13 protein-coding genes are annotated in these 14,673 nt (G+C 47.0%); 7 read left to right on the forward strand and 6 right to left on the reverse strand.

Annotated features, from left to right (window positions below; genetic code table 11):
• Nucleotides 1–207: 207 nt before the first annotated feature.
• The gene (locus MiSe_RS42200) at nt 208–2,202 is read right to left on the reverse strand and encodes a hypothetical protein (protein WP_226592111.1); all 1,995 of its coding nucleotides are present in this window, start codon (nt 2,200–2,202) and stop codon (nt 208–210) included.
• Nucleotides 2,203–3,269: 1,067 nt separating this feature from the next.
• Between MiSe_RS42200 and psaA the strand changes: the two genes are divergently transcribed.
• The 5 genes from psaA to MiSe_RS42225 all read left to right on the forward strand — a co-directional run bounded on the left by psaA (nt 3,270) and on the right by MiSe_RS42225 (nt 10,011).
• Nucleotides 3,270–5,522: a photosystem I core protein PsaA gene (gene psaA, locus MiSe_RS42205; RefSeq protein ID WP_226592113.1), complete on the forward strand. Its 2,253-nt coding sequence runs from the start codon at nt 3,270–3,272 to the stop codon at nt 5,520–5,522.
• A 24-nt stretch (nt 5,523–5,546) separates the two neighbouring features.
• Complete coding sequence (gene psaB, locus MiSe_RS42210; protein WP_226592115.1) at nt 5,547–7,775, forward strand: photosystem I core protein PsaB; 2,229 nt, start codon at nt 5,547–5,549, stop codon at nt 7,773–7,775.
• A gap of 115 nt (nt 7,776–7,890) precedes the next feature.
• Nucleotides 7,891–8,394 carry a P-loop NTPase family protein gene (locus tag MiSe_RS42215; protein WP_226592117.1) on the forward strand — a complete coding sequence of 168 codons (504 nt, stop codon included), beginning with the start codon at nt 7,891–7,893 and terminating at the stop codon, nt 8,392–8,394.
• Nucleotides 8,395–8,435: 41 nt separating this feature from the next.
• Nucleotides 8,436–9,233: a ParA family protein gene (locus tag MiSe_RS42220; protein WP_264196941.1), complete on the forward strand. Its 798-nt coding sequence runs from the start codon at nt 8,436–8,438 to the stop codon at nt 9,231–9,233.
• Between the two features lies 1 nt (nt 9,234).
• Nucleotides 9,235–10,011 (forward strand): hypothetical protein, encoded by a 777-nt coding sequence (locus tag MiSe_RS42225; RefSeq protein ID WP_226592119.1) that lies wholly within the window; start codon nt 9,235–9,237, stop codon nt 10,009–10,011.
• A 155-nt stretch (nt 10,012–10,166) separates the two neighbouring features.
• Here the strand turns inward: MiSe_RS42225 and MiSe_RS42230 are convergent, their stop codons facing one another.
• The 4 genes from MiSe_RS42230 to MiSe_RS42245 form a co-directional block, all read right to left on the reverse strand.
• Entirely contained in the window at nt 10,167–10,379 is a 213-nt protein-coding gene (locus MiSe_RS42230; protein WP_226592132.1) for a helix-turn-helix domain-containing protein, read from the reverse strand.
• A 172-nt stretch (nt 10,380–10,551) separates the two neighbouring features.
• Nucleotides 10,552–10,764, reverse strand: coding sequence for a helix-turn-helix domain-containing protein (locus MiSe_RS42235; protein ID WP_226592133.1), 213 nt, complete (start codon nt 10,762–10,764; stop codon nt 10,552–10,554).
• A 166-nt stretch (nt 10,765–10,930) separates the two neighbouring features.
• Nucleotides 10,931–11,149 (reverse strand): helix-turn-helix domain-containing protein, encoded by a 219-nt coding sequence (locus tag MiSe_RS42240; protein ID WP_226592135.1) that lies wholly within the window; start codon nt 11,147–11,149, stop codon nt 10,931–10,933.
• Between the two features lie 170 nt (nt 11,150–11,319).
• The gene (locus MiSe_RS42245; RefSeq protein WP_226592121.1) at nt 11,320–11,538 is read right to left on the reverse strand and encodes a helix-turn-helix domain-containing protein; all 219 of its coding nucleotides are present in this window, start codon (nt 11,536–11,538) and stop codon (nt 11,320–11,322) included.
• A gap of 119 nt (nt 11,539–11,657) precedes the next feature.
• Between MiSe_RS42245 and MiSe_RS42250 the strand changes: the two genes are divergently transcribed.
• Nucleotides 11,658–12,149 carry a hypothetical protein gene (locus MiSe_RS42250; RefSeq protein WP_226592124.1) on the forward strand — a complete coding sequence of 164 codons (492 nt, stop codon included), beginning with the start codon at nt 11,658–11,660 and terminating at the stop codon, nt 12,147–12,149.
• A gap of 94 nt (nt 12,150–12,243) precedes the next feature.
• A complete protein-coding gene (locus tag MiSe_RS42255; protein WP_226592126.1) occupies nt 12,244–13,296 on the forward strand; it encodes a HEAT repeat domain-containing protein in 1,053 nt (350 codons plus the stop codon).
• A gap of 232 nt (nt 13,297–13,528) precedes the next feature.
• Here the strand turns inward: MiSe_RS42255 and MiSe_RS42260 are convergent, their stop codons facing one another.
• Complete coding sequence (locus MiSe_RS42260) at nt 13,529–14,482, reverse strand: Rieske (2Fe-2S) protein (RefSeq protein WP_226592128.1); 954 nt, start codon at nt 14,480–14,482, stop codon at nt 13,529–13,531.
• Between the last annotated feature and the right edge of the window lie 191 nt (nt 14,483–14,673).

Raw genomic sequence — 14,673 nt, forward strand, 5'->3', positions numbered from 1 at the left:
TCATTCACCCTCTGAGCAGTTCTGCATTAAGCTAAGAACAGTTAACCAGATAGCTATTTTTCGAGCGAAAAGTTAACTCCAATTCTTAGCCTGAATCCCCGTCGATTTATCGCGGGGAGTGGCTCAATTCTTTAATTTAGCGGCAGTTTGAGGGGGAGTGCGATCGCCCTCCAGCAGGGTAAGCATTGCTCACCCTACCCGATTCAATCAACTTTCTGTTAGAACACCTGTTGTTTTTTCAGGTGTCTGAGTTTCTGATGGTTCTGGGGTTGTTGGTTCTTCTGCTTGTTTCGCTGGTGCAGATGGTTCTGTTGATTCACTCGAAACCTTCAACTCTGATTCTGGTGTTGCTTGTTTCGCTGGTGCAGATGGTTCTGTTGATTCACTCGAAACCTTCAACTCTGATTCTGGTGTTGCTTCTGGCTCTGGCTGAGTTGTCTCCTCTGTATCGACAGGGGTATTAGTTTCGCTCGTCTCCTCAGTTGCCTGTTTTTCTTCTACAGGAGTAGTTGGTTCTAAAGACGGCTGAGGAGAAATAGAAGGCTTGACTTCTGGCAAAGTTTCTGGTATGGAAAGCTCGGCTTTAGCTGCTGCCGGTGCAGGTGTTGGTGTAACAATTACTTCCGGTAGCTTTGGCGGCAAACTGGGGGAAGGCGAAGGCACAACGGCAGATTTACGCCGGAAGAAATTAAAGAATCCGCCGAATTTTGGTTTTTCCACCTGTTTGGGTTCTTTTGCCAGCGGTGCGGGTGAGGGAGTGGCTTCTCCAGCACCTGGAGGGGGGAAGCGACTGTCACCCGATTTAGGCTCTTCTATTTTTTTAGAAGCAGTTGGCTCTGTTTGAGATGGTTTGGTTGGCTCAACTTGAGGCGGTTCCTCTTTTTCTATTGGTTTAGAAGCAGTTGGCTCTGTTTGAGATGGTTTGGTTGGCTCAACTTGAGGCAGTTTCTCTTGAGGTGGTTGAACTGCGGGTGTTTGTTCAACGGTAGGCGCAGGTGACGGGACTGCGACGGGGGTTGGAGTCGGTGTAGGCGTTTCTGTTGCAGCTGGTGCTGGAGTTGTGGTGGCGCTTGGGGTTGGAGTTGGAGTCGGTGTAGGCGTTTCTGTTGCCGTTGGTGCTGGAGTTGGGGTGGCGCTTGGGGTTGCAGTTGGAGTCGGTGTGGGTGTTTCTGTTGCCGTTGGTGCTGGAGTTGGGGTGGCGCTTGGGGTTGGCGTTGCAGTCGGTGTGGGTGTTGCCTCTGGAGTTGGAGTAGGCTCTGGTTCTTTGGCAACGTAGCCAGGATCGACTATGCTACGAGCATCATCAGCTGACAATTCGCCCCGTACTAGCTGAGCCAGAGTATCTTTGCCTCCTGGGTTATAGTTAATGACCCGAATCGTGTTGTTGAAGGCATTTTTGATCGGGTTACCCTGTTCGTCGAGTAACTCTAGCTGTACCCAATTCTTTCCTGGCTTAAAGCCTTTGAGATAAATTGGCTGCCATTGGTCGAGGGTGAAGCTTTCGCCGTTAATCGTGCAGCGAATTCGCACTTGACCAATACCGGGATTTTCTTGGGCTGCGAGGTGCGGCTGGTTGGTAAGGTAGAAGTCGAGCATGATTGGCTCGGCTGCATAGCTCGCTTGAGGATCGCTGTAGGTCAACAGCGGTAAGGTTGGGTTGGGATTATTCTCATCTGTTTTGCCGAAAATATGAAATGTGGTTTGGGCATAAGCTGCCTCGTTTTTGAAGCTTTCGTTCCAAGGACGGGAAGCAAAAACCCGTAGGGTATGGGTGCCGGGGGGTAAATCTTCCAACACCAGTGGTTCCGAAGCGTTATAAACTGCCTGGTAAGGTTGATTGTCTAAGAAGACTTGGAGATGCGGCCCCAAACCTAGATCTGCATTTTTGAAGATGGGCAGATCTTGAACCTGAAATTGGACGGTGACAGTATTATCTTGCAGCACCTCGTCGGGTTGAGGACTCAGTATTTTGACTTTTGGCTGGTATTTATCCAGTTCCTGACGCAATTGTTGAATGACTGCGGGAGGCGAAGCTTCCGATATTTTCGCTTGGACTTTCGCCGGTACAGATTTGACAACGTCGGGTGGTGGGGGTGTGGAAGTGCGCGAACTACACCCAAACGCGCCCCATATCAGAACGATTGCCATTATCGATGTTAGTAGCGATCGCCAAAGCTTCCGCTGCCAGTTTATATCAATCACCTAAACCTCCTTGGGAGTATGGAAACCCTGTGTCAAAAGACCAGGGAGGAAACACGACTGGGGCAGTTTTAACTGCCGTATTGATTTCTGGGAGCGCGATAACGAGTTTTGCGGTTGCGCCGACTACGGCGTAGTGACCATCTCGACTGCATACACCTTTCGGGTAATGTTTGCCTCGACAATGTTTAGGGTCGGTAACTATCCAAACGACAATGGTTTAACCCATAAGCCTGTTTAATAGTTCGGTTCGGTGGGTTCAGAACTGGCAAGCATCCTGAAGTGGGTCTTTAACTCTTGCCCTAAACGAGTAGTCTGGTCAGCTAGGGCTAAAGGAGTCGCCTCTTGCCCCGTCTATGGGAGAGCGGGGTTGCTGACGCTGCTAGTACTCCTAAACGACCAATATCGAACCACAACGCTGTAGAGTCTGGTTTAGCTGCAAAAAAATTTGATGCGGTAAGCGCCAATAATCAACGCCTACCCACCCTGTTGCCGTCATTTATTCTGTGAATCTGCCTCGATCTAACCCGCTCTACAAGCTGTCCATAGCAGACTATAGCCCAAAAGGCTCAACCTTCCTCACCTTTATCTACAGGACTTAGGCAAGGGCGTTGCCAGAAACCCGGTTTCCACCGTCGATCTCTTCCAAATCAACGATTTTTCCTAGAAACCGGGTTTCTTTGCCTAAGTCCTATCTGGTAACCCAAGAGCGATCGCCCAATTCGACAAAATGTGAAGATTAATTTGTTTCAATCGTTGAGTTTTGTAAACTCAATCAAAGCACCCCTTGACTTTTTCGCCATGACATACAGCTACAAGCCTGGACATGCTTACGGTTGAGCTTCTTTGAATTATTGTTAACTTCCGTGAAACATACTGGAAGGCTAGACCTATAATTCATCAACAGAAACCTTTGCGAGCAATGTAACAGGGGGTAACAATTTGCTAAATTCTGTAACCACCGTTATATTGCCTAATAAGGCTGAGGGTTTCGATCAACAAACCCCAACAACCCGACCTTGACGGGTTCACTCTCGATCCTTGTAAAGCTAGAGAGAGGAGAGTCTTGCATGACGATTAGTCCTCCGGAGCGTGAGGCAAAGGCAAGGGTAGTCGTCGATAAAGATCCGGTACCAACTTCATTTGAGAAGTGGGGACAACCAGGTCATTTCGACCGCACCCTGGCACGGGGTCCCAAAACCACCACCTGGATTTGGAACCTGCACGCCAACGCCCATGATTTCGACAGTCATACCAGTGACCTAGAAGATGTATCGCGCAAAATCTTCAGCGCGCACTTCGGTCACCTCGCAGTTATTTTCGTTTGGCTTAGCGGCATGTATTTTCATGGCGCTAAGTTCTCCAACTACGAAGCTTGGCTAGCCGACCCGACTGGGATTAAACCCAGTGCCCAGGTTGTTTGGCCCATCGTAGGTCAAGAAATCCTCAACGCCGATGTCGGCGGCGGGTTCCACGGGATTCAGATCACTTCGGGTCTGTTCTATCTGTGGCGCGCCTCCGGCTTCACCAACAGCTACCAGCTATACGTCACCGCTATCGGTGGGTTGGTAATGGCAGCTTTGATGCTGTTTGCTGGCTGGTTCCACTACCACAAGAAAGCTCCCAAACTGGAATGGTTCCAGAATGTGGAGTCGATGATGAATCACCACCTGTCTGTACTGCTGGGTTGTGGTTCCTTGGGGTGGGCTGGTCACCAAATCCACGTATCGCTGCCAATCAACAAACTGCTGGATGCAGGCGTAGCGCCCAAGGATATCCCCCTGCCCCACGAGTTCCTTTTGGATTCGAGCAAGATGGCAGAGTTGTATCCCAGCTTCGCCCAAGGGTTGACGCCTTTCTTCACCTTGAACTGGGGAGCTTATTCTGACTTCCTCACCTTCAAGGGCGGCTTGAACCCAGTAACTGGCAGCTTGTGGTTGTCGGATACGGCACATCACCACTTGGCGATCGCTGTTCTGTTCATCATCGCCGGACACATGTACCGGACGAACTGGGGCATCGGTCACAGCATGAAGGAAATTCTAGAGAACCACAAAGGCCCCTTCACCGGAGAAGGTCACAAAGGTCTCTACGAAATCCTCACCACTTCTTGGCACGCTCAACTGGCTATTAACTTAGCCATGCTGGGTTCGCTGACCATCATTGTTGCCCATCACATGTATGCGATGCCTCCGTATCCATACATGGCGACGGACTACGCCACCCAACTATCCCTGTTCACCCACCACATGTGGATCGGCGGCTTCTGCATCGTCGGCGGTGCAGCTCACGGCGCTATCTTCATGGTGCGCGACTACGATCCGGCTAAGAACGTCAATAACCTGCTGGATCGGGTGATTCGTCACCGGGATGCGATTATTTCGCACCTCAACTGGGTATGTATTTTCCTGGGCTTCCACAGCTTTGGTTTATACGTACACAACGATACGATGCGTGCCTGGGGTCGTCCCCAAGACATGTTCTCGGATACGGCAATTCAGCTACAACCCGTATTCGCTCAGTGGGTACAAAATATCCACACCCTGGCTCCCGGAAATACAGCGCCCAACGCGCTGGCTTCCGTTAGCCCTGTCTTCGGTGGCGATGTCGTCGCCGTAGCCGGTAAGGTGGCAATGATGCCGATGGCGTTGGGAACGGCGGACTTTATGGTTCACCACATCCACGCTTTCACCATCCACGTCACTGCTTTAATTCTCCTCAAAGGCGTGCTGTTTGCTCGCAGCTCTCGTCTGATTCCAGACAAAGCCAACTTGGGCTTCCGCTTCCCCTGCGACGGTCCCGGACGGGGCGGCACCTGCCAGGTTTCTGGTTGGGACCACGTCTTCCTGGGTCTGTTCTGGATGTATAACTCGCTGTCGATTGTGATTTTCCACTTCAGCTGGAAGATGCAATCCGACGTGTGGGGAACCGTTCTACCCGATGGCACGGTGTCTCACGTTACGGGCGGGAATTTCGCGACTGGTGCCATCACAATTAATGGATGGCTGCGTGACTTCCTGTGGGCGCAAGCTTCCCAGGTAATCAACTCCTACGGCTCAGCCCTATCGGCTTATGGCTTGATGTTCCTGGGCGCTCACTTCGTTTGGGCGTTTAGCTTGATGTTCTTGTTCAGCGGTCGCGGCTACTGGCAAGAATTAATCGAGTCGATCGTCTGGGCACATAACAAGTTGAAAGTGGCGCCGGCAATCCAGCCTCGCGCTCTGAGCATCATTCAGGGACGTGCGGTGGGTGTAGCTCACTACCTCTTGGGAGGAATTGCTACTACATGGGCATTCTTCCTGGCTCGGTCACTTTCGTTATAAGGGCGAGGAGGATTTTGTAAGACGATGGCAACCAAATTCCCCAAGTTTAGTCAAGACCTCGCTCAAGACCCGACTACTCGTCGGATTTGGTACGGGATTGCTACGGCTCACGACTTTGAAAGCCATGATGGCATGACGGAGGAAAATCTTTACCAAAAGATCTTCGCCTCCCACTTCGGTCACATCGCCATCATCTTTCTGTGGGCTTCGGGCAACCTGTTCCACGTGGCTTGGCAAGGAAACTTTGAACAGTGGATCCAAGATCCTCTGAACGTCCGTCCCATTGCTCACGCGATTTGGGACCCCCAATTCGGTCAACCAGCTGTGGAGGCGTTTACCCAATCTACAGCTGCTTATCCGGTGAACATTTCTTACTCGGGTCTGTATCAGTGGTGGTACACCATCGGGATGCGGACGAGTAACGACCTGTACCAAGGTTCGATATTCCTCCTGATCCTGGCAGCAGTAATGCTGTTTGCTGGCTGGCTACACCTGCAACCCAAGTTCCGTCCTTCCTTGTCTTGGTTCAAGAGCGCTGAACCCCGCCTCAACCACCACTTAGCTGGTTTGTTCGGCGTCAGTTCCTTGGCTTGGACGGGTCACCTGATTCACGTTGCTATCCCCGAATCTCGCGGTCAGCACGTGGGTTGGGATAACTTCTTGTCCACGATGCCTCACCCAGCTGGTTTGGCTCCTTTCTTTACCGGAAACTGGGGCGTTTACGCTGAGAATCCGGATACCACCGCTCATCTGTTCGGTACGGCTGACGGTGCAGGAACGGCAATCCTGACGTTCTTGGGTGGCTTCCACCCGCAAACGCAATCGCTGTGGTTGACCGATATGGCTCACCACCACCTAGCGATCGCTGTCATCTTCATCATCGCCGGTCACATGTACCGCACCAACTTCGGCATCGGTCACAGCATCAAAGAAATGCTGAACTCGAAGTCGGGTTTGATCGGTGGCAAGAGCGAAGGGCAATTCAACCTGCCTCACCAAGGTCTGTACGACACGCTTAACAACTCGCTGCACTTCCAGTTAGCTCTGGCTCTGGCTAGCTTGGGCGTCATCACTTCCTTGGTCGCTCAACACATGTACTCGCTGCCGCCCTACGCTTTCTTGGCGCAGGATTATACCACAATGGCGGCACTTTATACCCACCACCAGTACATCGCTGGTTTCCTGATGGTCGGTGCTTTCGCCCACGGAGCAATCTTCTTGGTGCGGGACTACGATGCAGAAGCTAACAAAGGCAACGTACTGGATCGGGTACTGCAACACAAAGAAGCGATCATTTCTCACCTGTCTTGGGTGTCCTTGTTCTTGGGCTTCCACACCCTGGGTCTGTACGTCCACAACGACGTAGTAGTTGCTTTCGGTACTCCTGAAAAGCAAATCCTGATCGAGCCGGTGTTTGCCCAGTTCATTCAGGCTTCCCACGGTAAGGTGCTGTACGGAATGAATGCTTTGTTATCCAATCCGGATAGCATTGCTACCACAGCATGGCCCAACAGCGGTAACGTTTGGTTACCCGGTTGGTTGGATGCCATCAATGCTGGTACGAACTCGCTGTTCTTAACAATTGGCCCTGGCGATTTCCTGGTACACCACGCGATCGCTCTCGGCTTGCACACGACCACCCTGATCCTGGTCAAAGGTGCGTTGGATGCTCGCGGCTCGAAGCTGATGCCCGATAAAAAGGACTTCGGCTATGCCTTCCCTTGCGATGGCCCAGGTCGTGGCGGTACTTGCGACATCTCCGCTTGGGACGCCTTCTACCTGTCCATGTTCTGGATGCTGAACACCATTGGTTGGTTGACCTTCTACTGGCACTGGAAGCATCTGTGCGTATGGCAAGGTAACGTGGCTCAGTTCAATGAGTCCTCCACCTACCTCATGGGTTGGTTCCGCGATTACCTCTGGTTGAACTCCAGCCAATTGATCAACGGTTACAACCCCTACGGCACGAACAACCTGTCTGTTTGGGCTTGGATGTTCCTGTTGGGACACCTAGTTTGGGCAACTGGTTTCATGTTCCTGATTAGCTGGCGCGGTTACTGGCAAGAGTTAATCGAAACCTTGGTATGGGCGCACGAGCGCACTCCTCTGGCGAACCTGGTGCGCTGGAAGGACAAACCTGTTGCTCTATCCATCGTGCAAGCGCGTGTGGTCGGTTTAGCTCACTTTACCGTTGGCTACTTCGTGACCTACGCTGCCTTCTTGATTGCCTCTACTGCTGGTAAGTTCGGTTGATGTAATCGACTGAATCACCTGCTTTTAGGTAATTGAAAAAATCCCCTGCCAACTGGCGGGGGATTTTTGATACAAAATCTGTAAAGGGAACTAGGGTAAATATTAAAACTTAGGTATGTCTCAAATATCTTCCCATTGGAATGATGAAGCTTATGTGTCTCTGCATTTAGTTCAAACAATGTTGGAGATGGCAGGGTTACCACGTAAAAGTGGTTATTCTCACTGGCATCCAGAGTTTAATATCAAAGTGCCTAAGTCAAACAAAAAAGGCGCTACTATAAAACACGTGGATTTTCTAGTAGAAGATTTCAGCAGGTATGTCAACTTTTTAGTTGAGGTAAAGACAGCGAATACTCCGATTGATGAGAATGCTCGATTTCAATTAGATATGTACCTTCGACATTCACGTATAAGATTTGGGGTGTTAATAGACCCATTTTTAGTTGAAATCTATGAATATATACAAGGAAAATCCAGGTTAAAGTGTAAGCATCATATAGTATATCCAGAAAAAGTTCAACCGATATCATATTTTTTGATAAAATTTTTGGAATCAGTGAAAATGCGAACAATTGCAGTTTACACCTCTAAGGGAGGAGTTGGTAAAACCACTTTGTAAATATTGCCTATGAGTTATCCAGGCAGGGGAAAAGAGTTTTGGTGATAGACTTAGACGATCAAGCTAATGCTAGCTTATCTTTGGGAGTTAACTATGCAGATGAATTTGACAATGCTTCCAGTTTAGAACAATATGAAAAAATTTTGGAATCTTTTACAAATAGGAAAGAGCTGGTAGAATTTTTACGGAACTGCGATCTAGATACTTTCGACTATAAGGAATACATAAAACCGAGTCCCTTTAATACACGTTTTGATATAGCTGGCTATGGAGGTAAGATTGATGTCTTACCTAGCAGTGATAAAACTAATGATACGGCGATCGCAGATTTAACATATCCCCAAAATAGGCTTAACAGGGCACTACAGAAATCAGGTATGGCAAATGACTACGATTATGTAATTATTGATACACCAGCAAGTTCTACCAATATTGCACGTAATGGATTGTTTGCTGCTAAATATCTAATAATTCCATCACAGATGGAGTACCTCTCAGTCAATGGTATTAAAACTCCCATAAGACGATCGCAAGATATTCGAGAAGAGGTTAGTAGTGAGCGGGGAACCATTCTTGGCATTGTTCCTATGATGACTCAGAAAAGTTCGAATTTGAATAACATTGTCAGAGAATTAGTAGAGAAAAGATTTAGAGAAATTCCAATTTTGCCAACAATTGAACGGTCAGAATATGTTGGTAAAGCTTCCCTGAAGCGACAACCCCTCTCTGTATACGCAGAAAGCTGTCGAGACGCTGGTAAAGTGGCGAGGCAGTTTTCAGAATTAACCGAAAAGTTAGTAGAAAAAATTGATGCAATAGAAAGGGGTGTGGCAAGATAAGATGGTTAGTTTTTACCGTGGAATTGAAACGAAACCTTACCTGGTGGCTTTAAACCAGATAGAAGTATTTGCACAAGATTCTGGGACTTCAAAAGATACCCTGACAAATGTTTCTAGTCACTTGAAGGATTGGGGATTTAACTTCTCTATCCCAATTGCCTGTCTCACTGATGAAGAAGAAAAATATCATCTGTTAACGGGATTGCCAATTTACCAAGCTGCGATTGCAGCAGACCTAGAACGAATTTGGATATTTATTATTGCAGCTGAAAAATCAGTAGCAGAGAAGGCTATTGGGCAAATAATTTTACAATCAAAGCTAAATGAAACTGTAATTGATCCTCAAGACGTTAGGGAATTTATAGATCTCCTCAACAATAAGAGATATGATCTAACTTTAATCCCAGGAATCAAATCTGGATATGCCAAGCTAATTGCACAGCATCGTCCTTACACTTCACTCGAAGATATCCAAAAGAAACTTGGCGTCAAGCGTTCTTTGAACTGGCTGAAATCATACAAGCAAACCAAGATTTACCCACAGGACATTACAGAACAGGATGTCAAAGAGTTCATAGAATTTCTCAACAATACCAATTCGGATCTTACTTCAATCCCAGGAATAAAGTCTGGATACGCCAAGCTAATTACGGCTAGGCGTTCTTACAAATCCCTAGAAGATCTAAAAAATAAGCTTGGTCCTAAACGATCTTTAAATTGGCTGAGAGCTTATAAAAAAATAAAAGAAAAGGCGACAATTACACATGTGAGTACGTAAAGCTAGCTCCTTTACAACAGTAAAAATACAGCGATTGCCGTTGCGGAAATTTTTGGTTAAATGCGACCGCCTGTTTGTAGACTGATCTAAGAGAGCGATAGCCCGTCAGAAACTCTAGTCAAGCGCGATCGCACGCGCTTACCGTAGGCATTTACCTACTCTTCCACTATCTCCACCAAGTCCTCAATCATCACATTAAACGTGCGAGCCAGCTTTTTCAGAGAAATAAAGTCAACTGTTGACATTCCAGAACAACGGGCATAGTGCCTGACGGTGCTGTAAATCACTCCAGAACGTTCAGCAACCTCCTTGAATGTCCAACCCTTCTCTGCCGCTAGTTCTCTGACTTTTACTCTAACTAACCCCATGCTTGACAAATGATGGCATACCATCGTTTAATTATAATCATGTTAAAAGCGATCGCCCCCCAGTCTGACAAACACAAGGGCGATCGCTAAAAATGCCCCAAAAAATGGGAGACAGATATTATGGTATCAAGTTCAGCACAGGGATCGCCAATTGCAGGCGTAGAGCTTGAGCTTACTCCTCAATAATTTCAACCAAGTCTTCAATCATCACATCGAACGTGCGCGCCAGCTTGTAGATAGCGGTAAAGTCAACCATTGACATTTCAGAACGGCGAGCATAGCTTTTCACTGTGCTGTATATTACCCCGGAACGCTCAGCAACCTCCTTAAGTGTCCAGCCTTTCTCAGCTGCCATTTCGCGAATTTTTAGTCTGACTAAACCCATGCTTGACAAAGGCCGCAATTGCATCCTAAGATTATCACAGTTTAAAAGCGATCGCCCCAAAGTCTCGCAAACACAAGGGCGATCGCCAAATACCCCAAAAATGGGAGACAGATATATGGTATCAAGTCCAGCAGTGCATCGCAAATTGCCAGCGTAGAGCGTGAGCTTACTCTTCCAGGATTTCCACCAAGTCTTCAATCATCACATCGAACGTCCGCGCCAACCTGTGGATGTAAGCGAAGTTAACTGTTGTCATCCCCTGACACTGAGCATAGTTTCTGATTGTGCTGTAGCCTACACCAGAACGGTCGGCAACTTCTTTGAGCGTCCAACCTTTATCAGCAGCAAACTCTCGAATTCGCAACCTAACTAAGCCCTTGCCCATCTTGACAAATGACAATCTGCTGTCGTTAAATGAATTTATCTTTAAAAGCGATCGCCCCCCAGTCTAGCAAACAAAAGGGCGAGAGCCAAAATACCCCAAAAATGGGAGACAGATATATGGTATCAACTCAACAGCTGCGATCGCAAAGTGTTTGCGTAGAGCGATCTCACCTAATCTTCCAGAATTTCAACCAAGTCTTCGATCATTACATCAAACGTCCGCGCCAGCTTATGAATGGCAGCAAAGTCAACCATTGCCATTCCAGGAGAACGGGCGTAGTTGCTAATTGTACTGTAGCCAACACCGGAGCGTTGAGCAACTTCCTTGAGAGTCCAGCCTCTTTCAGCGGCAAACTCTCGCACCCGCAACCTCACTAAGCCTTTACTCATATTGACAAATTACAAGATTTTGGATTAACTCAAAGAGTGATTTAAAATAGCGATCGCTCCCAAGCCGAGAAAACTAAAGGGCGATCGCCAAAATACCCCAAAAAATGGGAGACATTTATATGGTATCAACACCAGAGCGCAGATGGCAAAGCGATCTAGGTTCGCGATCGCAGGTTATCCGAGAATCGAAAATCATCCATAGATCGGCAATAGTACACCACCTGGCGAGATTTGTTACAGAGGAAACAGTCGCCCTACTATTCAAGATAGCGCCAGAGCAGATTAAGCGCATCGAATGCTGGCAATATGTAGTCTATGTTCACGGCGTAGGGGTGAGTTGCTTCGTAAGTTATGCCGATTTTCCGCCGATTTTAGCGGTAGATGCACCCAAGGCTCAAGATTTCGTCAGATGGCGCAAGCGTTGGAGGAGCAAGTTTGCGCCCCAGTTTTGGCAGGAATTTTACACGCATCATTTCGAGTACACCTTCTCGATACGTGAGTTGTTTGAGTGGGGACAATTGGTAGGATTGGTAAAATCGGCGCTGTCAGAGGCGGTATTGGAAAAGTTGCGGAAAGTGTTTGCATCCCAGAAAATCTGTTTAAAGTTTTGAGCAGGAATTGTGTAACTCTTAATCAATCGCAGCTTAGCGACCCAAGTTGGCTTAGTATATATAAGTCCAGACTCAATTAGACTTGGGTATCATTATGAGCTTAGCATTAATTCTGGGAATAGTCGGTGTTTTAGCTGGAGCAGCTTTGACCTATTGGCTAATGCAACAAAAACTTGAGGAGCAAAAACAAGAATATTTAGAGCAAAGTCGCCTACTCCAGAATAATTTAGAAAGCAGCCACGAGTCGCGAATGCAAGAAACGATTAAATCCTTGCAAAGAGATTACGATAATCAGTTAACCAAAACAAAAGAGCAACTAGAAGCCGCTCATCAGTCGCAGATGCAAGCAACTATTGAATCTTGGCAAACCGACTATCAGAATCAGTTGAAAGAATTAGAAAGCGCTCACGAGTTGCGGATGCAAGCAGCAATTCAATCTCAGTTAACAAGAACGACTGAAGAATTAGAATCAGCTCATCAATCGCGGATGCAAGCAACAATTCAATCTTGGCAAACTGACTACCAAAATCAGATAAAAGAATTAGAAGCTGCTCACGAATCGCGGATGCAGCAAACTATCAACTCTTTGGAAGCCAAGTATCAAACCCAATTACAACAAGCAGAGCGTTTATTAGATTCAGCGCCACAAACTGCACAGATTCAGTATGATTCGCCAGCGCCAGTAGCAGTAGAGCAAGAGGTTGTTGCTTCTCCTGTTAAAGCTAGAGATACTGCTAAGAAAAATCCGCAGGAATTAGGCGAAAAAATACTAGCTTGGGGAGAAAGTGGAGCAAGTATCTATATTTCCCCCTTAATTGAATTGGTTTATAATTCTGATAGCTATATTCGCCAGAATGTTGCATTAGCTTTGGGGAAAATTACGGCTTCTAAAACTAGCCGTTCCGATCTCGATCGCGTTATTCCCGTTTTAGGTAAATTAACCAAAGATCCAGCAGCGTCAGTGCGTCAGTCTGCGGTAGAAGCATTAGGGAAAATCAAATCCGAGCGGGTTATACCGTTTATCCAAAATGCTTTACGCGACTCGGATGGGAATGTAGTAAAATCTGCTATTGCTGCCTTGAATCAAGTGAAATTTTATCGCGTGAGTCAGGGGAGTAAGCCTGCTAAAACCCACCGTAAGCGGTAATTTTGTTTTTTTAAACCGCTCCAGGCGCAGAGGGCGGAGAGGAAAGAGAGAAGAAGAGGTTATTGGTTTAGAGACGCGCTCATGGGGGCGTCTCTATTATTTTACAGCTGATTTCAAGCGAGAGAAGTACAGCCTTTTGGCGCCTTTTGTGTAGCGGCACCCTTAAGGGTGCCGCTACACAAACGAAGGTGTAGCTCATGGGCCTGCTTTGCCGCTATAATGGTCTTAAACTTTACCACTCCCGGTAGAGTTTTTCTGCATAAAACATAATCTCTTCGTTGGGAAGTCTAATTTTTGGTTTTTCTCTGGGATACAAACTTTCAATTGCTTTTGTATCCTGCTCGATAACTGTAGCAGCAGCCTTCAGAAATGAATTTTTCAGCAAGGATGTTAAAATCGGATGTTTAAATTTGCTAAATACTAGGATAAATGTCTTGGTTCTGTTTTCGGTTTCCGGGTAAAGGACGTGAATTTGAATCGCCTGTCCCAAGGAAATGTTGATAACCAATGAAGTCAATGAAGGAAAGGAGTATTCAAACTGATTTATCCAGGTTTTGGGGATAGTTAATAAGGCTGGATTTGCCAGTATTTCTCCCAGGGTATTGTCATCTTTGATAACTTTCTGTACCAACTTGGTGCAGCAACCATTTTCCTCATAATCGCTGACTTCAATTCCCTTGATTTTGAAAACTTCCCGGTGGGTTCCATTTTGGTGATTGTAGTCATAGTTTATCTTTATGTTGGTGAGAAAATCACCGTTGATACTCTTTTCTCCAGTCACGCCTAAAAATTGGAAGCCTTCGGAAATTCTGGGAATTAAATCGGGAACTGGTAATCTTGGCTCATATCCTCCATAGGTCCAAATACAATCGCCGACAACAATTATGTCTAAAGTTTTGGCGACGGGTTTTACATCCTCTTTCCCTGCTTGGGAAAGTCTGCCTTTTCCGTCAAATTCCAGGGCATGAAAAGGACAAGCGATGGTGTTTCTTTCTTTACAAATCCACCCATCTGATAAAGGTGCTTGCATGTGCGGACATACATTATCGAGGGCAAAAACTTCTCCTTTTTCGTTTTGCCACAAGACATAATCTTGCCCGTTGAGCGTAATCTTATTGGGTTTATTAATTCCCAACATCGACTTGTGAGCAATTAACCAAGGCGCACCGGGTAAAATAGGATTCATTGTTTCCTCCAAGTATTAAAAATCAGGACTTATGCTCTTGGGAACCTAGAAACCGGGTTTCTGCGTAAATCTCAAGTTGCTTGCTCGACGATTTTTCCGAGAAACCCGGTTGCTTAAATCTGGGTAAATCTCAAGTTGCTTGCTCGACGATTTTTCCGAGAAACCCGGTTGCTTAAATCTGGGTAAATCTC

The sequence above is a fragment of the Microseira wollei NIES-4236 genome (assembly GCF_020521235.1).
In the GTDB taxonomy this organism is placed as follows: domain Bacteria; phylum Cyanobacteriota; class Cyanobacteriia; order Cyanobacteriales; family Aerosakkonemataceae; genus Microseira; species Microseira wollei.